General features: G+C 63.0%; 17 protein-coding genes and 5 pseudogenes. 9 read left to right on the top strand and 13 right to left on the bottom strand.

Annotated features, from left to right (window positions below; translation table 11 throughout):
- Positions 1 to 74 precede the first annotated feature (74 nt).
- The 3 genes and pseudogenes from DC31_RS07510 to DC31_RS17565 all read left to right on the top strand — a co-directional run.
- Positions 75 to 1364, top strand: a complete 1290-nt coding sequence (locus tag DC31_RS07510; protein WP_036278645.1) for a flavin-containing monooxygenase — start codon at positions 75 to 77, stop codon at positions 1362 to 1364.
- The gene (locus tag DC31_RS07505) at positions 1361 to 2314 is read left to right on the top strand and encodes a bile acid:sodium symporter family protein (RefSeq protein ID WP_036278643.1); all 954 of its coding nucleotides are present in this window, start codon (positions 1361 to 1363) and stop codon (positions 2312 to 2314) included. The genes DC31_RS07510 and DC31_RS07505 overlap by 4 nt, the downstream gene beginning before the upstream one ends.
- Positions 2311 to 2967 (top strand): annotated as a pseudogene (locus tag DC31_RS17565) (NAD-dependent epimerase/dehydratase family protein); the annotation flags it as partial. The gene DC31_RS07505 and the pseudogene DC31_RS17565, both read left to right, overlap by 4 nt.
- On the opposite strand, the gene DC31_RS19325 reads toward DC31_RS17565, so the two are convergent.
- From DC31_RS19325 to DC31_RS07460, 9 genes and pseudogenes are all read right to left on the bottom strand, one after another.
- Positions 2896 to 3789 (bottom strand): polysaccharide deacetylase family protein, encoded by an 894-nt coding sequence (locus DC31_RS19325; RefSeq protein ID WP_235201408.1) that lies wholly within the window; start codon positions 3787 to 3789, stop codon positions 2896 to 2898. The pseudogene DC31_RS17565 and the gene DC31_RS19325 overlap by 72 nt on opposite strands.
- A gap of 596 nt (positions 3790 to 4385) precedes the next feature.
- Positions 4386 to 5501, bottom strand: a complete 1116-nt coding sequence (locus tag DC31_RS07495) for an adenosine deaminase (RefSeq protein ID WP_036278642.1) — start codon at positions 5499 to 5501, stop codon at positions 4386 to 4388.
- A 29-nt stretch (positions 5502 to 5530) separates the two neighbouring features.
- A pseudogene (locus DC31_RS07490) lies at positions 5531 to 6825 on the bottom strand (thymidine phosphorylase).
- Entirely contained in the window at positions 6822 to 7220 is a 399-nt protein-coding gene (locus tag DC31_RS07485; RefSeq protein ID WP_036278640.1) for a cytidine deaminase, read from the bottom strand. The pseudogene DC31_RS07490 and the gene DC31_RS07485 overlap by 4 nt, the downstream one beginning before the upstream one ends.
- Positions 7221 to 7229: 9 nt before the next feature.
- Positions 7230 to 8512, bottom strand: a pseudogene (locus tag DC31_RS07480) (ABC transporter permease).
- Positions 8509 to 9777 carry an ABC transporter permease gene (locus tag DC31_RS07475; RefSeq protein ID WP_081813768.1) on the bottom strand — a complete coding sequence of 423 codons (1269 nt, stop codon included), beginning with the start codon at positions 9775 to 9777 and terminating at the stop codon, positions 8509 to 8511. The pseudogene DC31_RS07480 and the gene DC31_RS07475 overlap by 4 nt, the downstream one beginning before the upstream one ends.
- A pseudogene (locus tag DC31_RS07470) lies at positions 9774 to 11281 on the bottom strand (ABC transporter ATP-binding protein). The gene DC31_RS07475 and the pseudogene DC31_RS07470 overlap by 4 nt, the downstream one beginning before the upstream one ends.
- A 98-nt stretch (positions 11282 to 11379) precedes the next feature.
- Positions 11380 to 12477 carry a BMP family lipoprotein gene (locus DC31_RS07465; protein ID WP_051606581.1) on the bottom strand — a complete coding sequence of 366 codons (1098 nt, stop codon included), beginning with the start codon at positions 12475 to 12477 and terminating at the stop codon, positions 11380 to 11382.
- 126 nt (positions 12478 to 12603) lie between these two features.
- Complete coding sequence (locus DC31_RS07460; RefSeq protein WP_036278638.1) at positions 12604 to 13719, bottom strand: mannose-1-phosphate guanylyltransferase; 1116 nt, start codon at positions 13717 to 13719, stop codon at positions 12604 to 12606.
- A 166-nt stretch (positions 13720 to 13885) separates the two neighbouring features.
- Between DC31_RS07460 and sdhC the strand changes: the two genes are divergently transcribed.
- From sdhC to DC31_RS07430, 6 genes and pseudogenes are all read left to right on the top strand, one after another.
- Complete coding sequence (sdhC, locus tag DC31_RS07455; RefSeq protein WP_235201392.1) at positions 13886 to 14320, top strand: succinate dehydrogenase, cytochrome b556 subunit; 435 nt, start codon at positions 13886 to 13888, stop codon at positions 14318 to 14320.
- Positions 14320 to 14763, top strand: coding sequence for a succinate dehydrogenase hydrophobic membrane anchor subunit (locus tag DC31_RS07450; protein WP_036278636.1), 444 nt, complete (start codon positions 14320 to 14322; stop codon positions 14761 to 14763). Before sdhC ends, DC31_RS07450 begins: the two co-directional genes overlap by 1 nt.
- A 17-nt stretch (positions 14764 to 14780) precedes the next feature.
- Positions 14781 to 16586, top strand: a complete 1806-nt coding sequence (sdhA, locus tag DC31_RS07445) for a succinate dehydrogenase flavoprotein subunit (protein ID WP_036278634.1) — start codon at positions 14781 to 14783, stop codon at positions 16584 to 16586.
- Between the two features lies 1 nt (position 16587).
- Positions 16588 to 17349: a succinate dehydrogenase iron-sulfur subunit gene (locus DC31_RS07440; RefSeq protein ID WP_036278632.1), complete on the top strand. Its 762-nt coding sequence runs from the start codon at positions 16588 to 16590 to the stop codon at positions 17347 to 17349.
- A gap of 24 nt (positions 17350 to 17373) precedes the next feature.
- Positions 17374 to 18333 carry a YihY/virulence factor BrkB family protein gene (locus tag DC31_RS07435; RefSeq protein WP_235201391.1) on the top strand — a complete coding sequence of 320 codons (960 nt, stop codon included), beginning with the start codon at positions 17374 to 17376 and terminating at the stop codon, positions 18331 to 18333.
- A 44-nt stretch (positions 18334 to 18377) separates the two neighbouring features.
- Positions 18378 to 19216 (top strand): annotated as a pseudogene (locus DC31_RS07430) (exodeoxyribonuclease III).
- A 16-nt stretch (positions 19217 to 19232) separates the two neighbouring features.
- On the opposite strand, the gene DC31_RS20515 reads toward DC31_RS07430, so the two are convergent.
- The 4 genes from DC31_RS20515 to DC31_RS07415 are packed head-to-tail and all read right to left on the bottom strand — an operon-like array spanning position 19233 to position 21209.
- The gene (locus DC31_RS20515; protein ID WP_442921880.1) at positions 19233 to 19463 is read right to left on the bottom strand and encodes a DUF4166 domain-containing protein; all 231 of its coding nucleotides are present in this window, start codon (positions 19461 to 19463) and stop codon (positions 19233 to 19235) included.
- Positions 19352 to 19861 carry a DUF4166 domain-containing protein gene (locus DC31_RS07425; protein ID WP_036278630.1) on the bottom strand — a complete coding sequence of 170 codons (510 nt, stop codon included), beginning with the start codon at positions 19859 to 19861 and terminating at the stop codon, positions 19352 to 19354. The genes DC31_RS20515 and DC31_RS07425 overlap by 112 nt, the downstream gene beginning before the upstream one ends.
- Positions 19858 to 20544, bottom strand: coding sequence for a DUF4166 domain-containing protein (locus DC31_RS07420; RefSeq protein ID WP_036278628.1), 687 nt, complete (start codon positions 20542 to 20544; stop codon positions 19858 to 19860). Before DC31_RS07420 ends, DC31_RS07425 begins: the two co-directional genes overlap by 4 nt.
- Positions 20541 to 21209, bottom strand: coding sequence for a hypothetical protein (locus DC31_RS07415; RefSeq protein ID WP_081813777.1), 669 nt, complete (start codon positions 21207 to 21209; stop codon positions 20541 to 20543). Before DC31_RS07415 ends, DC31_RS07420 begins: the two co-directional genes overlap by 4 nt.
- Between the last annotated feature and the right edge of the window lie 40 nt (positions 21210 to 21249).

Here is a 21249-nt window from a genome sequence, read left to right as displayed (position 1 = left end):
AGGACAGCTACGATCGAGATGCATCGGCCTCACCCGAACAGGCGGAGCAGGCACATCGTCGTGCGGGGAGCAGAATGAGCAGATACGCCGTCATCGGCGCCGGTCCTTCCGGATTGGCCGCCTCGAGAGCACTGCAAAAGCGCGGCATCGAGGTCGACGGCTACGAGGCCTCGCTTCGGGTCGGCGGACTGTGGGACATCGACAATCCACGGAGCACGATGTACGAGTCGGCTCATCTGATCTCGTCTCGAACGACCACCGAGTTTGCAGAGTTCCCCATGCAAACCACCGTCGACTACCCCGGTCACCGCGTTCTGCGTCAGTACTTTCAGGACTACGCCGATCACTTCGGCCTAACTGCGCTGTTCCGCTTCGATACCCGTGTCATACGACTCGAGCCGCGTGACGGCGGTTGGAACCTGACCTCTGCGGGACCAGACGGCGAAGACACTCAGTGGTACGCGGGCGTCATTCTCGCCAACGGCACGCTCGCAGAGCCGAACATTCCCACATTTGAGGGGTCGTTCAACGGTGAGTTGATGCACACCAGCGCCTACAAGCATCCATCGCAACTGGCGGGCAAGCGCGTGCTCCTCATCGGCGCGGGTAACTCCGGTTGTGATATCGCCGTGGATGCTGTGCACCACGCAGCATCCGTCGACATGAGTGTGCGACGGGGCTACTACTTCGTGCCCCGTTATCTGTTCGGCAAGCCCAGCGACACCCTGAACCAGGGTCGTCCGCTGCCCGCGCGAATCAAACAGGCGGTCGACCGGCGGGTGCTGCAGGCGTTCACCGGTGATCCGGTGCGGTTCGGGTTCCCCAAGCCGAACTACCGCATCTACGAGTCGCATCCGATCGTCAACACCCTGATCCTCAACCACCTCGGCCAAGGAGACTTGCAGATCCGTGCCGATATCGCGCGCTTCGACGGCGACACGGTGCACTTCCGCGACGGGACGAGTGGTGACTACGATCTGATTCTGCTGGCGACCGGCTACACCCTCAGCTATCCCTTCGTCGATCACGAGCACCTCCACTGGCGCGGCGCCTCCCCGAGGCTGTTCCTCAACGTGTTCCCGGCATCGTTCAACGGCCTGTACGTGATGGGGATGATCGAGGCCTCCGGCATCGGTTGGCAGGGCCGGTACGAGCAGGCAGAGCTGCTTGCGACGTATCTGGATGCCGCCGAGCATGATCCGGCACGAGCGGAGCGCTTCCGCCAGCGCGTCACCGGCACTCCGTGGCCCGACCTCAACGGCGGCTACCACTATCTGAACCTGGATCGGATGTCTTACTACGTCAACAAAGACGCGTACCGCTCCGCGGTCCGACGCGAACGCACGGCACTGGAAGCGGCATGAACGTCGACGATGTCGTCCTCAGCTTTACTCCGGGCTCGCTGACGATTCTGAACATCGTGCTCGGGCTGATCATGCTCGGCATTGCTCTGGACACCGCACCGAGCGATTTTCGTGTTGTCGCGAAGCATCCGAAGCCGTTCATCATCGCGATCCTCGCGCAGCTTCTCCTGCTACCGATCGTCACATTTCTTCTCACGCTCGTGCTGCCGGTGACACCCTCGATGGCGATGGGAATGATCCTGGTGGCGTGCTGCCCGCCGGGGAACATCTCACAGGTGCTCACACACCGCTCTGGCGGCAATGTTGCGCTGTCGGTGTCGATGACCGCCGTCGGCAACCTGCTGTACATCGTCGCGATGCCACTGAGCATCGCGTTCTGGGGCTCGTTGCACCCGACCGCGCGCACCGTGCTGCACCAGGTCGCGCTGGATCCCTGGAAGATGCTGCTGGAGATCGTGCTGATCATCGGACTGCCGTTCGCGGTCGGACTGCTCGTGCGCGCGAAACTCCCGAGGGTGGCCTCGAAGGCACATCCGTACGTGAAGTGGTTCAGCCTCATTGCCCTCGTCGGCTTCATCGTCGTCGCGCTGGTGGGCAACTGGGCAGTCTTCATTCAAGTGCTCGGGATCATCGTCCTCGTCGTCGCCGTGCACGACGCCGTCGCACTCTTCCTCGGCTACGGCACCGCGGTCCTCGGCGGGCTCGGCACGCGTGAGCGCAAGGCGATGACGTTCGAGGTTGGCGTCCGCAACGCCGGGCTCGGCCTCGGCCTGGTGTTCGCATTCTTCGGCGGCCTGGGTGGCATGGCGATCGTCGCTGGATGGTGGGGAATCTGGGATATCGTCGCGGGCCTTATCGTCGCGGCGCTCTGGGCGCGACACACCAAGAAGCGCACGGGTGCTGCCACCGGCGATGCCACGGGCAAAACGCTGGTCGAGGGAACCTCGTGACCCGAGTCCTCATCACCGGCGGCGCCGGCTTCTTGGGTTCGCACGTCGCTGGTGCGCTGGCCGCACGCGCAGATGTGGATCTCGTCGTAGCCGCCGATCTGCGACCTCGCACCGAGCGTGACGGCATCCTCTACATCGTCCTCGATGTGACGGATGCCGACTCCATCGCCCCCGTCCTGCGCGAGCACCGCATCGATACCGTCGTGCATCTCGCGGCAATCGTGAATCCGGGACTCGACGTCGAGCTGGAGTATCGGGTGGACGTCACCGGATCTGCGAACGTGCTCGCCGCCTGCGTCGAAGCGGGCGTGAGGCGCATCGTCGTTTCGAGCTCAGGGGCTGCCTACGGCTACCACCCTGACAATCCCGATTGGATCGACGAGAGTCAGCCGCTACGCGGAAACGACGCTTTTCCCTACTCGCGGCATAAGCGCCTTGTCGAAGAGATGCTCGCCGAGTACCGCACGAGCAATCCTGAGCTCGAGCAGGTGATCTTCCGGATCGGAACGATTCTCGGACCGGGCGTGCAGAACCAGATCACGGCACTGTGGGATGGCCGCCGCATTCTGCGCATAGCCGGCTCAGACTCCCTCTTCGTGTTCGTGTGGGTCGATGATGTCGCGTCGGCCATGGTGCGGGCGGCGACCGACGGCCCAGCGGGAATCTTCAACGTCGCAGGTGATGGTCGGATCACCGTACCCGAGATCGCGGCTCGGCTCGGCAAGCCGATGCTGACGGTCCCCGCCGCACTCTTGTCTGCGGCGCTGCGCGCAGGACGGATGCTGCGAGTGACCGTGCACGGCCCCGAGAAGGTGCCGTTCCTCAGGTACCGTCCGGTGCTGGCGAATACGCGGTTGAAAGAAGAATTCGGCTTCACACCGTCGCGCACTTCGCACGAGGCGTTCGAAGAATATCTGGCGACGCACCATGGCGTCAGCGATCTGGTTGATCAGCGCTTCCAGGCCCATTCCGTAGTTGATCCGCACAACGGGTAGCGCGAACTTATCTGTGCCGATGCTGACGTAGCCGGGCTCGATCGTGCGCGCCATCTCGTAGCCGGCCATCGCAACACCCTGCTTGGCGGTGTCGTTGTAGTGCCCGTAGGGATAAGCCACGACTTCACGCACGCCGAGGATGTCACCGGAGGTGTTCAAGTCTGCGGCGATCTCCTCTGCCGACAGGTTCACCATCTGCCCTTGTCCGTTTGCACCGGCCTGGTGCATGTTGTGCGTGTGCGAGCGACGCTGAACGAACGGCGACGGTGCTGGGTCCTGCCGGGCTGCGGTGATCATGAACGAGGTCGACAGCACCTGGTATTTCTCGATGACGGGAACCGCCAAGTCGAACCAGGACTGATCGGCGTCATCATCCGTGATGACCACCGAGTGGTTGGGTAAATAGAGGCGTCCGTCGATGAACGCGCTCAGCTCATCCCAGGTGGGCAGGTAGAACCCGGTCGTCGCGATGTGGTTCATCTGTGCATCGAAGTCGCCGATGTAGGCGTAGTTACCGCGCAGCCAGCCGTCTTCGCCCTCGGGACGGGAGGTGAACTGGTGATACATCAGGATCGGAATCTGCGCGTCGACCGCCGCGTTCTCATCCGGTGTCATCCAGGCAACGTGCAGAACGTTCTGCTGTTCGGTGCAGGCGACGAGGTCTGCGCCGTTTATGCGCGCGGCCGCATCGAGAGCCGTCGCCGCCTCCGGTGTCGCATACCAGCCAGCGAAAACCTGCCCCTCCTGCGTCGGGATCGGCAATGGCGTGTAAACGGCGTTCTGCCACTGCAGCATCGGGGCGTCGGCGATGCCCTGGCCTTCGAAGCTCACGGCGCAGGCAAGCGGATCATTCGCACCCGCCAGAATCTGCTCGACAGGCGACAACGGTGTAGGCGTTGGTGTGGGGCTCGGAGTACTGGCGACCTCTGACGCTGGTGCCGCATCGGCCCGGCTGTTGAGCGACGAGATGAGCGCAGTGGCGCCCGCGACCACACCGATAACGACAATGATCGAGGCCGTGACGACAGCGAGCCGCCGTCGACGGTACATCCGGCTGCGCCTGCTGCGTCGTGAAGTCAAGCGCCGAAGCCCTCGGCTATCATCTCGACAAGCTCCTCGCGCTCTTCCACCGGGAGGAACGATGCTGCGGCGGCGTTGAACTGGAACGCCTCAAGGTCATCGAGGTCATAACCGAACGTCTCCACGAGAAGCGCGAGCTCGCGCGTCAGTGAAGTGCGACTCATCGTGCGATTGTCGACGTTCACGGTCACGGCGAAGCCGAGCTGGTAGAGCAGATCGAAGGGATGATCGATGAGTGCCGTGCCCCACGCCGCGACGGCGCCGGTCTGCAGGTTCGACGACGGAGACAGCTCAAGCGGGATCTCGCGGTCGCGCACCCAGCGAGCGAGTTCGCCGAACTGCACCTGAACCTCGTCGCCTTCCTCGCTGATGATCTCTAGATCTTCGGCGATCCGCACTCCGTGACCCAGTCGCAGTGCGCGCCCATCCAGCAGCGCCGAGCGAATCGAGTCAATACCGGCGGCCTCGCCCGCATGCACAGTGACCGGGAAGAAGTTCTCCGCGAGGTAGTCGAACGCCGCCCGGTGCTTCGACGGCGCGAAGCCGTCCTCAGGGCCGGCGAGGTCGAACCCCACGACTCCGCGACCACGGTAATCGACGGCGAGCTCTGCGATCTCGCGCGAGCGATCAGCGTGCCGTAGGGCGGTGATCAACTGACCGACGCGGATGCTGCGTCCGGAGCGATCCACGACATCTTCACCCTCTTCGATGCCCTGCTGCACAGCATCCACAGCCTGCGCAAGCGAGAGGCCACGAGTGAGGTGCTGCTCAGGGGCCCAACGCATCTCACCGTAGATCACGCCGTCGTCAGCGAGGTCTTCGACGAACTCACGCGCCACGCGCGTGAGACCCTCCGGCGTCTGCATGACACCCGTCGTGAGATCAAACGTCTTGAGGTACTCCACGAGGGAGCCGGAGTCGCTGCGCGTAGCGAACCAGTCACCCAGCGCTGCGGCATCCGTCTTCGGCAGTTCGAGCCCGATCGGCTCGGCCAACTCGATGATCGTCTGTGGCCGCACGGCACCGTCGAGGTGGTCGTGCAGGGAGACCTTTGGCAGACTCCGCAACGAAGTGCCCTGGATGGCGACGTCGCCGTCGGATTCGATCGACATGTGTGATCCTCTCGGTAGCGTGGCCCAGCCTACGCGGTGATGCGCTCGCGGACGAGGGACGAGACCTGCGGGGCCTCGTCGCCGATCTCCCACGCTCCGTCGAGCGCATCGATGGCGCGGGCAAAGCGTCCTTCGTCCTCGGCAGACAGTGTGAATAGCGGCTGTCCCGCGGTAACCCGGTCACCGGGCTTCGCGTGCAGATCGATGCCGGCGGCATGAACGACCTGGTCTTCAGCGCGGGCACGACCGGCGCCCAGCCGCCACGCCGAGATACCGAATGGAAGAGCGTCCATCCGGGTGATGACACCGTCTGTTGGCGCCGCAACGACATGCGTCTCACGAGCCGTCGGCAGCGAGGCATCCGGATCGCCGTCCTGGGCACGAATCATTGCCTTCCAGGTGTCCATCGCACGACCATCGTCAAGCGCTGCTTCGACATCGGCATCCGGGAGGCCGGCGAGAGCGAGCATCTCGCGCGCCAGAGCGATGGTGAGTTCGCGCACGTCAGCGGGCCCTGCGCCGGCGAGGATCTCGACCGACTCGCGGACCTCGTTCGCATTGCCGATTGCGAGGCCGAGCGGCACACTCATATCGGTCAGCAGCGCCGTGGTGGCGACTCCGGAGTCGGTGCCGAGTGCGACCATGGTCTGCGCCAGTTCACGGGCACGTTCGATGTCCTGCATGAACGCGCCGGAGCCGAACTTCACATCCAGCACCAGTGCATCGGTGCCCTCGGCGATCTTCTTCGACATGATGCTCGAGGCGATCAGCGGAATCGCCTCGACAGTGCCGGTGACGTCGCGCAGCGCATAGAGCTTCTTGTCTGCCGGGGCAAGACCTGAGCCTGCCGCGCAGATCACCGCGCCGACATCGCCCTGCATCTGCGCGAACATTTCTTCGTTACTGAGGGCAGCCCGCCAGCCAGGGATCGATTCCAGTTTGTCGAGAGTGCCGCCGGTGTGGCCGAGACCGCGGCCGCTGAGCTGCGGCACGGCAACGCCGAAGGACGCCACGAGCGGTGCGAGCGGCAGCGTGATCTTGTCGCCGACGCCACCAGTGGAATGCTTGTCGACAGTCTTCTTGCCCAAGGCTTTGAAGCTCATCCGCTCCCCCGAGGCGATCATGCGTCGGTGAGCACACGGATTTCGGAGCGCTCCATGCCACGCTGGAAGATTGCCATCGCGAACGAGGCCATCTGCGCATCCGACACGTAGCCGCGGGTATAGGCGTCGACCATCCAACGCAGCTCAGGCTCGGGAACAGCGCCGCCGTCCCTCTTCGCGCGGATCACGTCGATCGCGTCAAACGGTTCCACAGTTGTCATCGGACATCCTCCAGGTCGCGGGGGCCGAACGCGTCGGGCAGCACTTCGTCGATTGTGCGGATGCCAGACACCGTCTCGAGCAGCATCTCCGGCATCGAGTGCTCGAAGAGCAACTGACGGCACCGACCGCACGGCATGATCGTCTGGCCGTCGTTGTTCACGCATACGAACGCGACCAATCGTCCACCGCCGGACATATGCAGATCGCCGACGAGCGCGCATTCCGCGCACAGAGTGACGCCGTACGACGCATTCTCGACGTTGCATCCGGCGACGATGCGACCGTCGTCGACGAGAGCCGCAGCCCCGACCTTGTAGCGCGAATACGGAGCGTATGCATTGCGCATAGCACTGGTGGCGACGGTTCTGAGCTCGTCCCAGTCGATGTCAGTCATGTCCTTCTCTCAACTCTTGATGTAGGGTTCGCCGTCAGCTGCGGGCGCGCGTGAACGACCGACCAGCCCCGCCACAGCGAAGATCGTGACAACGTACGGAAGCATCAGCATGAACTGGCTGGGCACCGGGGATCCGATGACGCTCAGCACACCCTGCAGGTTCGCGGCAAAACCGAACAGCAGCGCGGCAAGCGTCGCCTTGATGGGGTCCCATTTTCCGAAGATCACCGCGGCAAGAGCGATGAAACCCGCGCCTGCCGTCATCTCCTGATTGAACCGCGGAACTGAGACGAGCGTATAGAACGCACCACCCATCCCCGCGACGGCTCCGGCCAGCAGCACCGCGCGGTAGCGAGTCGCCGCCACCTTGATGCCGACTGTGTCAGCAGCCTGCGGGTGCTCTCCCACTGCGCGCAGGCGGAGCCCCCAACGCGTGCGATAGAGGCCGAACCACACCAACGCGACGACGAAGTACATCAGGTACACAATGAACGACTGGCGAAACAGGATCGGGCCGATCACCGGAATGTCGCTGAGCAGCGGAATCGCCATAGTGTCGAAGGTCGGTGGAGAGTTCAACGTCTCACTGTTCGGGGCGAGCACCTGGCGAAACAGGAATGTCGTCAGCCCGATGACGAGCACGTTCAGGACCACACCGACGATGACCTGGTCGACATAGTAGGTGATCGTGAAAACGCCGAGCACGAGGGCAACAAGCATCCCGGCCACCATGCAGCGACGAGGCCCGCCCACGGCGTGCCGGCGATCGATGCGGCGATCGCCGCGGAGAACGCACCGGCGAGCAGTTGCGCCTCGATCGCGATGTTCACGACACCGGCGCGCTCGCCGATCACGCCGCCCAGCGCTCCGAAGATCAGCGGCGTCGCAAGCGCGAGTGCACCGCCCAGCAGCCCGATCATAGGCAGAGTGCTGCCTGCGGCGGCCCATGCCAAGAATCCGATCAGCAGCACAGCCACGTACACAACCACTACCCACAGCGCGATGCCGCGGCGTCTTCTCGCGCTCCAGAACGCGAACACGGTTACGACTGCCAGTATCAAGACGGCGATCCACGACGTCGCCGTCGCCGGCAGGATCACATCGGGGATCGGGATCGCCGCTTTCCCGGCGTACAGCCGGAAAGTGGTTGCCCCTTCGCGGGGCGCGAGCAAGGGGAGCAGCGCGAACAGCAGCGTGAAGATCCCGAAGATGATCGGGGCCTTCCAGGAGACGACCGCGACTGTGCGTGGCTGCTCGAATTGCTTGTCATCTGACGAGACGGTGGTGCTCATGCCGACACCTCCTTCTTCGCGCGCTGCGCGGCTCGAGCCTTACGGCGCGTCGGTTGACCCGGCTGCGGCAGACCGAACATGGCGCGCACAAGCGGCGGCGCCGCGATAAACAGCACGATCAGCGACTGCACGACGAGCACAATCTCGATGGGGATGCCCTGGGATGACTGCATCGTAAAACCACCGGTCTTGAACGCACCGAAGAGCAGACCCGCAGCGAGGACCCCCAGAGGCCGGGACCGGCCAAGCAGCGCGACCGTGATGGCATCGAAGCCGATGCCTGCGTCGATGGCTCCGCCGAAGCCGCTGGTCTCGGTACCGAGGATCTGACTGACGCCGGCGATACCGACGAGTGCACCGGCGATCAGCATCACCGTGAAGTACATCCGGCCGACATCGATACCCGCCACGCGCGCAGCTGCGGGGTTCTCTCCGACTGCACGGAAACGGAACCCGAGAGACGAACGCTCGAGGAGCCACCAGGTGAATGCCACGGCCGCAAGCGCCACGAGGAACCCGGCGTGCAACTTGTAGCTCGGACCGAGGATGAGCGGCAGAACCGCACTGTCGGGCATCGGTGCAGACTTGGGGTTATTGGATCCCGACGCCTGCAGCAGGCCCTGCGTCGCAAGCATCCATGCCAGCAGGTAGAACGCGATGTGGTTGAGCATGATCGTTGTGATCACCTCATGCGCTCCGGTGCGTGCCTTCAGATACCCGGCGATGCCAGCCCAGAGAGCGGCTGCGACCATTCCGGCGATGACTGCGACGATCAGATGCAACGGGAACGGCATGTCCATCTGTGTAGCGACGTAGCCGGCTGCGGCCGCAGCCATCAGCATCTGCCCCTGACCACCGATGTTGAACAGGCCGGCACGGAACGCGAGCGCGACCCCGAGACCCGCGGCGATGAGCGGCGTCGCGAACGTCAGTGTCTGAGTCAGTGGTCGGATGCCGATTGCGAAGGTATCAGCATTGAAGTTGTAGATGGCACCGCGGAACAGCGCGGCATAGGCGCCGGTAACGGCGTGCCAGACTGCCCCGAGCATGTCGCTCGGTCGCGAGAAGAAATACCCTGCCGAAGCTTGGACTTCTTCATTCGTCGCCGCGATCATGATCGATCCGACCAGCACAGCGATCAGAACAGCGAGGACAGAGACGATCCCGTTTCCGTTGACGATCGCCTGGAAGGCAACCCGCCAACGCGAGGGCGCAACCAGTGTGGATGGCTCCGCCAGCGGACCCTCATCTTGCACGGTGGTCATGCGCTTGCTCCGTTCATGCCGGCCATCATCAAGCCAAGTTCCTCACGCGAGGTGTTGCCCGGCACGATGCCGACAACCCGCCCTCGATACATGACGAGGATCCGGTCGGCCAGAGCTGCTACCTCGTCGAGCTCAGTGGAGATCACAAGCACCGGCACTCCGGAGTCACGGGTCTCGACGATGCGTTTGTGGATGAACTCGATGGATCCGACATCCACGCCTCGTGTCGGTTGCGCGGCAACGAAGAGTGAGAGCTCACGACTGAGCTCCCGTGCCAGCACCACCTTTTGCTGATTGCCGCCCGATAGACGACCGGCAGCCTGCGTGGGGCCCTGGGTACGAATGTCGAACTCGGCGATCTTTGCACGGGTGAATTCATCGAGTGCACCGCGGCGCACCGTACCCGCAGACACAAATTCGCCACCATGCGAGCGGTCGAGCATGAGGTTCTCTGAGATGGTGAACTCTTTCACCAGTCCATCGACGCTGCGGTCTTCCGGGATGAAGCCGACGCCGACGTCGAGAATCTGGCGGACGGAACGCCCGACCAGCTCTTCACTATCTAACGCGCGCTCCCGCGGACATTTTCTTGGAGGCCCATGAGCGCTTCGGTGAGCTCAGTCTGCCCATTGCCCTGCACACCAGCGATAGCCAGAACTTCTCCCCCACACACCTCGAAAGAGGCGTTGTCGACGAGGACGGTGCCCGCGCGGTCAGTGACCGTGAGACCTTCAACGACCAGTCCGTTGCTGCGCAGTTCTGGTGCATCCTTGTGCACCTTCAGCTCGACGGCACGGCCGACCATCAGGGACGCAAGCTCCTCATTCGTTGCGGTGGGTGATGCTTCTCCGACAACCTTGCCGAGCCGAATCACAGTGATCCGATCCGCTACTTCGCGGACTTCGCGGAGTTTGTGGGTGATGAACACGATCGATGTGCCCTGCGACTTGAGCAGACGCATCGTCGCCATCAACTCATCGGTTTCCTGCGGAGTGAGCACCGCAGTCGGCTCGTCGAAGACGAGGACCTTGGCGTCACGAGAAAGCGCCTTGATGATCTCCACCCGCTGTTGCAGCCCCACAGGGAGGTCTTCAACGAGCGCGTCCGGGTCGACGTCGAATCCGAACTGCTGTGAAATCTCACGCACGCGCGCACGAGCCGCGGAGAGGTCGAGCCGCCCGCCGAAGCGGGTCTTCTCGTTGCCGAGCATCACATTCTCGGCAACGGTGAACACCGGAATGAGCATGAAGTGCTGGTGGACCATGCCGATGCCGGCAGCCATTGCATCTCCCGGACCGGCGAAGTGCTGCATCTCGTCGTCGAGCAGAATCTCACCCTCGTCGGCTTGGTAGAGGCCGTATAAAACATTCATGAGGGTCGACTTGCCCGCACCGTTCTCGCCGAGCAGACAGTGGATCTCGCCTTCTTCCACAACGAGATCAATGTGGTCGTTGGCTGTCAGCGCGCCGAACCTCTTCGTGATGCCGCGCAGTTCAAGCTTCATGTTCTGATCCTATTCAGCAGACCGGTCTGGCAGGGAAAAACCTCCCGGCAGGACAAAACGGGGAGGTCGACGCGTGTCGACCTCCCCGTTTCAGATGATTACTTACTCAGGTAAGACGTGACGGTGACCTTACCGTCGATAATGTCCTTCTGCAGCTGGGCGACCTCGTCCTGGAGGGCAGAATCGACCTTGTCAGAGAAGTTGTGCAGGTCAGCGATGCCGACGCCCTTGTTCTCCAGCGTGCCGACGTAGGCCTCGGGATCGAACTTGCCCTCGCCGCTGGCAAGAACTGCCTCGTAGGTCGACAGGTCCATCGCCTTCAGAACCGAGGTCAACACGACGTCTGCTGTGCTCGGGTCAGTGACGAACAGGTCGGCGTCGGCGCCGATGAGGGCGATGTCCTTGCCGGATTCCTTGATGGCCTGCTGTGCCGACTGGTAGATCGGACCGCCGACCGGAAGGATGACGTCCACGCCCTGGTCGAGAATGTTGACAGCAACCTGCTTGGCGTCCTGGTTGGCCTCGAAGCCGCCGGTGAAGGAGCCCGTCTTGCCGTCCCAGCCGATGACCTGGACGTCAGCGCCCTTGATCTTATTGAAGTAGTCAACGCCCTGCTTGAAACCGTCCATGAAGATCGTCACAGTCGGGAACTCCAGGCCACCGAACGTGCCGACCTTGCCGGTCTTCGAGTAGCCGGCAGCCAGGTAGCCTGCGAGGAACGCGGCCTGAGCCGTGTCATACAGCAACGGCTTGACGTTGTCTGCGTCCTTTTTGCCATCGAAGTCGTTGTCCGCTGCATCGTCAACGAGGATGAAGTCGATGTCCGGGTTAGCGGTCGCGGCTTCTACCGTCGCCGCGGAAAGCGCGAAACCGACAGCAACGATCGCGTTGCAACCCTCGTCGACGAGGTTGGTGACGTTGGGTGCGTACTCGGTCTCGGCGTTGGACTGCACGTCCTTCAGCTTCACGCCGAGCTCGTCTGCGGCCTTGGTAGCGCCCTCGAAGGACAGCTGGTTAAAGGACTTGTCGTCGAATCCGCCCATGTCGGAAACGATGCAGGGCAGGAAGTCGATCGATTCGCCACCGGCGTTGCCACCGCTGGTCGAGTCGGGAGCTGCCCCGCAGCCTGCAAGTGCAACAGCGACAGCTGCCGCCACGAGCGCAGCAAGAGCGCGCTTTTGAGTGGAAATGGTCACGTAAGCCTCCACGACTACTGGCCTGCGCCAATCGCAAGGCCCCGAGGCTAAGTTACCCAGTGTTACGACATCGGACAGAGCGATTGCGGTTAATGGTTACAAACTCGCAATAGACCTGTGACCGTGTCAGAGCACGTCGCCGCGGCCGGTGAGCTTGAGCGACTCGACCACGCCCTTCACCCGCTGCGCATGCTCGGTGGTGGTCACCAGCAGCGCGTCAGGCGTATCTACGACAACAATGTCCTTCACGCCGATCAGGCTAATCACCCGAGAGGTCTGGCTGACGAGAATGCCGGTCGCTGCGTCTGACAGCACGCGGGCCTTCGGGCCCAGCACCGCGAGGTCGTTCTTTCGGCCATTGCTGATCAGCTTCGTCAGCGACGCGAAGTCGCCGACGTCATCCCAATCGAAGTGCCCGGGGATCACCGCGAGATGCCCCTTCTCAGCAGCTGGCTCTGCGACGGCATAATCGATCGCGATCTTCTTCAGCGTGGGCCACACCCGGTCAACGACAGGTCCGCGCTTCTCGCGGTCGTCCCATGCCTCGGCGAGCACGAGAAGGCCCGCATGCAGTTCGGGTTCGTTCGTCGCAAGTTCGTCAAGCAGCACGCTCGCCTTGGAGATGAACATGCCCGCGTTCCATAGGAACGAACGGTCGGCGTAGTACTGCTTGGCCGTTTCGAGGTCGGGCTTCTCGACGAAACGCTCGACGGTGGCTGCCTCCGGCGCGCCGTCGACGATGAGTTCGCCGCCCTTTTGGATGTAGCCGAAGCCAACAGAAGGCTCTGACGGCTGGATGCCGATGGTGCAGATGTAACCGGCCTTGGCCACTTCAACTGCCTGCTGCACCGCGAACTCGAACGTGCGCGTGCCGCGGATGACGTGGTCGGCGGCAAAGGAGCCGATGATGACATCCGGGTTGCGGCGATGCAGGATCGCGGCGGCGAGACCGATTGCGGCCGCAGAGTCGCGCGGCTCTGACTCGAGGAACACGTTCTTGTCCGCAATGCCGGGCAGCTGAGCCTCGACAGCGGCACGGTGCGCACGACCGGTAACCACCGCGATGCGATCGCTTCCGGTGAGCGGTTCCAGTCGATCCCACGTGTCTCGCAAAAGTGAGTGTCCGGAGCCCGTGAGGTCGTGCAGGAACTTCGGGGCATCCGCTCGAGAGAGCGGCCACAGTCGGCTGCCGATGCCCCCGGCGGGGATCACGGCGTAGAAGTCATGCAGCGGGTCGGTCATGCCCCCAGCGTAGTCCGCGCAAGAATCTTGATGTCGAGACACTTAGGGGCGCCTTCGTCGCTCCCAGTGTTTGAACAGGAATAGGATGGGACACGATCGGGCACCTCTGCGGTCGGCCAAGACCCAGTGCGTGCTACCGACCTCGCATCGATCAGGGAGGACGACCGTGTCCGCAGGCACTCGCTTGACCCCGTCGATTTCGGAGACCACGTCTAAGAAGCCACGCGGCACCCTCTACCGGGGACGCGAAGGCATGTGGTCATGGGTGCTTCATCGCATCACCGGAGTCGCAATCTTCTTCTTTCTTCTGGTGCATGTGCTCGACACAGCACTGATCCGGGTCTCCCCTGAGGCCTACAACGCGGTGATCGGCACGTATAAGAATCCGATCATGGCGCTCGGCGAAGTCGTGCTGGTCGCAGCGATCGTCTTCCACGCGATCAATGGCCTGCGCATCATCCTCATCGACTTCTGGTCGAAGGGCGCACGCTTCCAGAGGCAACTGTTCTGGGGCGTTCTCGCGGTGTGGGTCGTGCTGATGGCGGGCTTCGCGCCGCGTCACCTGATGCTCGCGTTTGCCGGATTCGGAGGGGGTCACTGATGTCTGCACAGACCGTCGCCGCACCAGCGCGCCGTCGCCGTGGGGTCAACCTCGAGAAGTGGGGCTGGCTGTTCATGCGCGGCTCCGGTGTTGTGCTGATCGTTCTGATCTTCGGGCATCTATTCGTCAACTTGATGGTCGGCGAGGGCATCCACGCCCTCGACTTCGCTTTCGTCGCTGGGAAGTTCGCCACACCGTTCTGGCAGTGGTGGGATGTGCTGATGCTGTGGCTCGCATTCATCCACGGCGGCAACGGCATGCGCACGATCGTCAATGACTACGTCACCCACGACAAAGTCCGCAAAGCCCTTGTCTGGGCAATCGGGTTGGCCGCTGGCCTGCTCATCCTGCTCGGCACGCTCGTCGTGTTCACGTTCGACCCCTGCTTGGGTGTGACCGACACGAGCGTCCTTGCGGCGCAGTGCCAGGCGCTGGTCAAGTAGAAGAAGAGGCATACAGAGTGACTACGCAGACTCAGGATTCCGTCGTTCGCGATGGCGTGCACTACCACCAGTTCGATGTCGTCATCGTCGGTGCCGGTGGCGCTGGCATGCGGGCGGCCATCGAGGCAGGGCCCGGCGCAAACACGGCCGTGATCTCCAAGCTTTACCCCACGCGCTCCCACACCGGTGCGGCGCAGGGCGGTATGGCTGCGGCCCTCGCCAACGTCGAGGAAGACAGCTGGGAGTGGCACACCTTCGACACCGTCAAGGGCGGCGACTACCTCGTCGACCAGGACGCAGCCGAGATCCTCGCGAAAGAGGCGATCGACGCGGTCATCGACCTCGAAAACATGGGATTGCCGTTCAACCGCACCCCTGAGGGCAAGATTGACCAGCGCCGATTCGGTGGTCACACCGCAAACCACGGCAAGACACCGGTGCGCCGCGCCTGCTACGCAGCGGACCGCACCGGCCACATGATCCTGCAGACGCTGTTCCAGAACTGCGTCAAGCTCGGCATCAACTTCTTCAATGAGTTCTACGTCCTCGACCTGGTCACGGTCAAGGATGCTGACGGCAACACCCAGGTCGCCGGCGTGGTCGCGTACGACCTCGCCACGGGTGAGCTGCACGTCTTCCAGTCCAAGGCCGTGATCTTCGCCACCGGCGGCTTCGGCAAAATCTACAAGACGACCTCGAACGCGCACACCCTCACCGGCGACGGCGTCGGCATCATCTGGCGCAAGAACCTACCGCTCGAGGACATGGAGTTCTTCCAGTTCCATCCGACCGGGCTCGCTGGTCTCGGCATCCTCCTCACTGAGGGTGCCCGAGGCGAGGGCGCGATCCTGCGCAATGAGTCGGGTGAGCGCTTCATGGAGCGCTACGCCCCCACCATTAAGGACCTCGCGCCCCGTGACATCGTCGCGCGCTCCATGGTGCAGGAAGTTCTCGACGGCCGCGGCGCCGGACCGCACAAGGACTACGTCTACCTCGACTGCACCCACTTGGGCGCCGAGGTGCTCGAGACGAAGCTCCCCGACATCACCGAGTTCGCACGCACGTACTTGGGCGTTGACCCGGTGACAGAACCTGTCCCCGTAATGCCGACAGCGCACTACGCCATGGGTGGCATCCCGACCAACAACGATGCTCAGGTGCTCGCCGACAACGACACCATCGTGCCGGGGCTGTATGCCGCCGGCGAGTGTGCATGTGTCTCGGTGCACGGGTCCAACCGCCTGGGCACAAACTCGCTGCTCGACATCAACGTCTTCGGCAAGCGTGCAGGCCGCAACGCGGTGGAGTACTCCAAGACTGCAGAGTTCGTTCCCCTGCCGGAGAACCCCGCCGCGTTCGTCTCCGGGCTGATCGAGAACATGCGAAACAGCAACGGCACCGAGCGTGTCGCTGTGCTGCGTAAGAAGTTGCAGGAAGAGATGGACCGCAACGCGCAGGTGTTCCGCACGCACGATTCCCTTGAGCACGTCCTGGGCGTCATCAAGGAGCTGCGCGAGCGGTACAAGAACGTCTACGTCGACGACAAGGGTCAGCGGTTCAACACCGACCTTCTGGAAGCCATTGAGCTCGGCTTCCTGCTCGACATCGCTGAGGTCGTCGTTTACGCAGCGCAGAACCGTGAAGAGAGTCGGGGCGGCCATATGCGCGACGACTTCCCGAAGCGCGACGATGAGAATTACATGAAGCACACCATGGCCTATCTGACCGGTGACCCGCACTCGTCAACACCGGCCGACCACATCAGACTCGACTGGAAGCCGGTTGTCATCACCAACTACCAGCCGATGGAAAGGAAGTACTGAGATGTCGAACGCTGTCGCAGAAACCCCTGCCGCCGCTGACCCGGCCATCCAGTCATTCCTGGTGACGTTTATCGTCCGTCGCTTCGATCCTGAAAAGGATGCTGAGCCGCACTGGGTCGACTACGACGTGGAGCTGTTCTCCACTGACCGCGTGCTCGATGCCCTCCACAAGATCAAGTGGGAGGTCGACGGCTCGCTGTCATTCCGCCGCTCCTGTGCACACGGCATCTGCGGCTCTGACGCCATGCGCATCAACGGTCGTAACCGTCTCGCGTGCAAGACGCTGATCAAAGACCTCGACATCTCGAAGCCGATCTACATCGAGGCGATCAAGGGCCTGCCCCTTGAAAAGGACCTCATCGTCGACATGGAGCCGTTCTTCGCCTCCTTCCGTGAGGTACAGCCTTTCCTCGTTTCGGGTTCTGCGCCCGAGAAGGGCAAGGAGCGCGTGCAGTCGATCGCCGACCGTGCGATCTTCGACGACACCACTAAGTGCATCCTGTGCGCGGCGTGCACGTCGTCATGCCCCGTGTTCTGGACCGACGGACAGTACTTCGGTCCCGCCGCAATCGTCAACGCGCACCGTTTTATCTTTGACTCGCGCGATGACAACGCCGACGTACGTCTGGACATCCTCAACGACAAGGAAGGCGTCTGGCGCTGCCGCACGACCTTCAACTGCTCGGAGGCGTGCCCCCGCGGCATCGAGGTCACCAAGGCGATCGCCGAGGTCAAGCAGGCGATCCTCCGCGGTCACCCCTGATCGATCATCACTGAGCCGGCCGACGTGTCTGGAGACGATCTCGAACGCGGTCGCCTCAATGTCGCGGTCGAACGGGCGACCCATCTGACGCGGCGCACACTTGGGCTGTTCCCGATACGTGTGTGGCGGCACTTTCTGCAGAACAACGGGTTTCTCCTCGCCGCTGGCGTGAGCTATCAGGCGCTGTTCGCCATCTTCGCGGCGATCTACCTGGCCTTCGCGATCGCTGGGCTGTGGTTGGGCGGCAGCGCCGAGTCGGTCGACGCCATGATCGCGTTGATCAACGGCTACATTCCCAACATCATCAGTGCGGACGGTGTGGCGACCACCGAACAGGTCAAAGAGATCGCGACGCGCACGGCCGGAGTACTCAGCATCACCGGTCTGGTTGCTCTGGGCGTCGTCATCTGGACCGCCATCGGCTGGGTGACCTTCGCGCGTCGCGCCGTGCGCGACATCTTCGGCCTGCCGCCCGACCGACGCAGCTACGTCATACTCAAGGCGCGCGATCTTCTGGCTGCCCTGATCTTCGGCGTCTCGCTGATCGTCGGGTCGATCCTGAGCTCGGCCAGCGCCGCAGTGCTGAGCTGGATCCTCACGCAGTTTGGCTGGGATGCCGGATCCAGCACAGTGAACATCAGCATCCGAGTGGGAACGGTCATCGTTTCCTTCGCACTATTGTCGGCAGCGCTGGCGACGATGGTGCGCTTCCTCACTGGGACATCGCTGCGCTGGCGCACGATCTGGCCGGGCGCGCTCCTCGGCGGCGCCGCGATGACGGCCCTTCAGTTCGCGGCGGGATTCCTGCTGAGTTACACACCGACCAATCCCCTACTGGCCACGTTCGCGATCTTCATCGGGTTGCTGCTCTGGTTCCGTGTGAACGGCGTGGTGATGCTCGTCGCTGCGGCATGGATCGCTGTCGCAGCGAAGGACCGTGACCTTCCCCTGATCTCGACCGCTCCTGTTGTCGGCCGCTTCTGATGTCAGCCGCTTCTGATGTCGGAGACTCTCGTTAGGCTGGAAACATGCCTCATCTGCGTATCGCTTCGGTCAATGTCAACGGAATTCGGGCGGCCGCCCGCAACGGAATGAGCAGTTGGCTAGATGCCGCTGACGTCGACATCCTCACGCTGCAAGAGGTTCGTGGACAGGACGAGCACCTTGAAGCCGCCCTGCCTGGCTGGTCGATCGTCCATGATGAGGCGACGGCCAAGGGGCGCGCTGGTGTTGCGATCGCGAGCCGTACCCCGTCGCTCGCAACCCGCACGGCATTCGGCGCTGACGACTTCGATTCGAAAGGTCGCTGGATCGAGGGCGACTTCCTTCTCGGTGACGCAACGCTGACTGTGGTGAGCGCTTACGTGCACTCCGGCGAGGTCGACACTCCGAAGCAAGACGAGAAGTGGAAGTTTCTTGACGCCTTCGGCATCCGACTGGCTGAGCTTCGCGCCGGCGACGCACTCGCGGTCGTAACAGGTGACCTCACGTCGGCCACCGTGAGCTCGACATCAAGAACTGGCGCGGTAACCGCAAGAAGGCCGGTTTTCTGCCCCGTGAGCGCGCGTACTTCGATCGTTATCTGGGCGACGCTGGAGCCGACATCACCGGCGTCGACGGCACCGTCGGCACAGGTCTCGGTTGGGTTGATGTCGGGCGTCGCTTTCACGGCGAGGTCGAAGGCCCGTATACCTGGTGGTCAGCGCGCGGTCAGGCATTCGACAACGACACCGGCTGGCGCATCGACTACCACTTGGCTACCCCGCCGCTCATGGAACGCGTGCAGACGTACCACGTGGCCCGTGCGGCATCATATGCCGAGCGCTGGAGCGATCACGCACCGGTGGTCGTCGATTACAGCTATTGAACGCGAGCTCTGCCGGTCACGCGTACTTGTAGCGGAACCACCCTCGGTACTCCATCAGCGTCCCGAGCAGCGGGTTTCGGATGTTCGCCGTGATGGTTCTTCTGTCGCCCTCACGGTCATAACCGTCCTCTACCTCTACCTGGATGCTGAGAACGCGAGGTAGCCGCACCCGGTGACGACCCAGTCGAATTCTCGATGCTCGCGAGTGCAGTCGGAGGTTTCCCTCAGAGGTCGCAGAGCATTCCAGGAGCATCTCGATCTGGCGACGCTGGCCGGGAACATTGACGATGGTTCCCGGTGCGACGCGACGAACATGACATCCACAACGGTCTGCGTTGAGTTTCGGAATTGGAAGTGTCGTTCCGCGGCGAGCGCTGGCGCACCGCTGGGCATCCGAAAAGGTCGATTGACGATGTCGAAGGGGACATCCTGCTCGTGCCGAGAGACTAGCAGCCCTGGTCCGATCACGAGGCGTATGAGCGGCGACAGCCATCCCCAGCGGCTGCCAGCGATCTCGAAGATACCCTCACCGACACCTGTTGCCTGCCCCTCAGGGGGACCCGCGATGTACGCGAAGACCTCTGGCTGCAATCGCTGCGCGTCGCTGCCGAGGGCCTCGAGGTAGACCGAGCTGCGCACGCTCACTCGCGCCGCTCTTCCCGATATGGCTTCACCGTCACTGGGATCTCCTCAGCACTCGGATATTCGCAGGTGAACTCTCCGCGGTACCCGAAGAGTCTGCCCATAAGACGGTTGCGCACGACGAGATCGATGATGAACAGCTCCCGTTCGTCGTCGTAGCGTTCAGTGAGGTGAGCAATTCCACTGAAGAGCATGGGAAAGCGGAATGCCAGCGGCCCCTCATAGAAGCGCTGCTCCCCCGAGGTGAGCCTGAGTGCGCCATCATCGGTGACCGCGAGATCAAGATCGACGGCGAGGTGCTGGTGGGTTCCGAGGTAGTCCACCACCCGCCCGCGCTTCGGGCTGTAGATCATCGTCGCATCGAAGCGGCGTCTGCGGTCGGGGCGCACTTGCATGGTGCGCACGAACGTGACTATTTCGCGTCCGTATCCGTCGATATAGGGGTGATTGTCGATCTGAAAGGGAATGTCTCGCCCCTTTTCAGGGAACATGATGTTGCGCATTGTCCCAAATGCGAGAAATGGCAACGTCCACCACGGACCGCGGCGCAGTTCCAGCATTACTCCCGTGCCAACGCACCCGTAGCCCGCATCGACTCCCACGCCGAAGCGACGCTGGAGTTGCGGATGAAGGCGGTCAAAGTCATCGCCCAAAGCCCGTCGGAATATCCCCTCAGCGGCTGTCATGACTCGATGTCCGCGAGTGTGGATGGGGCATCGTCCATGACGCGGTGTTGTGTGCGACGAGGCGGCCGGGCCAGGCAACGTCGAGCGCGCGCTCTCGGACGGGATCCTGGCAACAGCGACCTCCACCAACTGGTCTGTTCAGGGACGATTCCCTCTTCCGCCCACAGCCGCAGCCGATCAAAGCTCCACGCTGTCAGCCACCACACCACGTGTCGGGTGATCAGCGGGTCAAGCACGCGTCCGATCGGCCCCCACCCCGGCGTGTAGTCGTAGCCGGTGAGAAAGCGCACGCCGTCGTCGGTCGGAATATATCGCCAATAGCCACGCCCACGTCCGAGCGGGGACAGTCGATCTTCGGTGTCGAATACCAGGGCTGAGGTGCGTTCGCCCTGGGCGCCTTCGCGGGCACCCAGCGAGACGCCGCTACCGCGGATAACGTGCAGGCCGAGGTCGAGCTCGTAGCGGAACTCCTGCGCGCCATCCTCGCGTGTCTGCACGGGGATGATCGATGTGAACCGCGCATCCCAGCGCACGTGCGAGGCGGGATCCTGTGTGAGAGCCCATACGGTCTCCAGCGGTGCGTGTATGCGTGTCTCGACATACAGCGCTCGATCGCGTGGAATGTCATGGCGGCGTCGCGTGCTGCGTGGAGAAGACTCGGCCATCTGACCAGCGTATGTCACCGCTGCGGCACGGCAGGGAACC

The sequence above is a fragment of the Microbacterium sp. CH12i genome, assembly GCF_000685355.1.
Classification (GTDB): domain Bacteria; phylum Actinomycetota; class Actinomycetes; order Actinomycetales; family Microbacteriaceae; genus Microbacterium.
The sequence above is the reverse complement of the archived record's forward strand: the minus strand, read 5'-3'. Positions and strand labels throughout refer to the sequence as shown.

What these genes read in the sequence shown, in the direction of transcription:
- DC31_RS07510 (WP_036278645.1), top strand. Translation starts at nt 75, where the DNA reads ATGAGCAGATACGCCGTCATCGGCGCCGGTCCTTCCGGATTGGCCGCC.
- DC31_RS07505 (WP_036278643.1), top strand. Translation starts at nt 1,361, where the DNA reads ATGAACGTCGACGATGTCGTCCTCAGCTTTACTCCGGGCTCGCTGACG.
- DC31_RS19325 (WP_235201408.1), bottom strand. Translation starts at nt 3,789, where the DNA reads ATGAACCACATCGCGACGACCGGGTTCTACCTGCCCACCTGGGATGAG.
- DC31_RS07495 (WP_036278642.1), bottom strand. Translation starts at nt 5,501, where the DNA reads ATGTCGATCGAATCCGACGGCGACGTCGCCATCCAGGGCACTTCGTTG.
- DC31_RS07485 (WP_036278640.1), bottom strand. Translation starts at nt 7,220, where the DNA reads ATGACTGACATCGACTGGGACGAGCTCAGAACCGTCGCCACCAGTGCT.
- DC31_RS07475 (WP_081813768.1), bottom strand. Translation starts at nt 9,777, where the DNA reads ATGACCACCGTGCAAGATGAGGGTCCGCTGGCGGAGCCATCCACACTG.
- DC31_RS07460 (WP_036278638.1), bottom strand. Translation starts at nt 13,719, where the DNA reads ATGACCGACCCGCTGCATGACTTCTACGCCGTGATCCCCGCCGGGGGC.
- DC31_RS07450 (WP_036278636.1), top strand. Translation starts at nt 14,320, where the DNA reads ATGTCTGCACAGACCGTCGCCGCACCAGCGCGCCGTCGCCGTGGGGTC.
- DC31_RS07440 (WP_036278632.1), top strand. Translation starts at nt 16,588, where the DNA reads ATGTCGAACGCTGTCGCAGAAACCCCTGCCGCCGCTGACCCGGCCATC.
- DC31_RS07420 (WP_036278628.1), bottom strand. Translation starts at nt 20,544, where the DNA reads ATGACAGCCGCTGAGGGGATATTCCGACGGGCTTTGGGCGATGACTTT.
- DC31_RS07415 (WP_081813777.1), bottom strand. Translation starts at nt 21,209, where the DNA reads ATGGCCGAGTCTTCTCCACGCAGCACGCGACGCCGCCATGACATTCCA.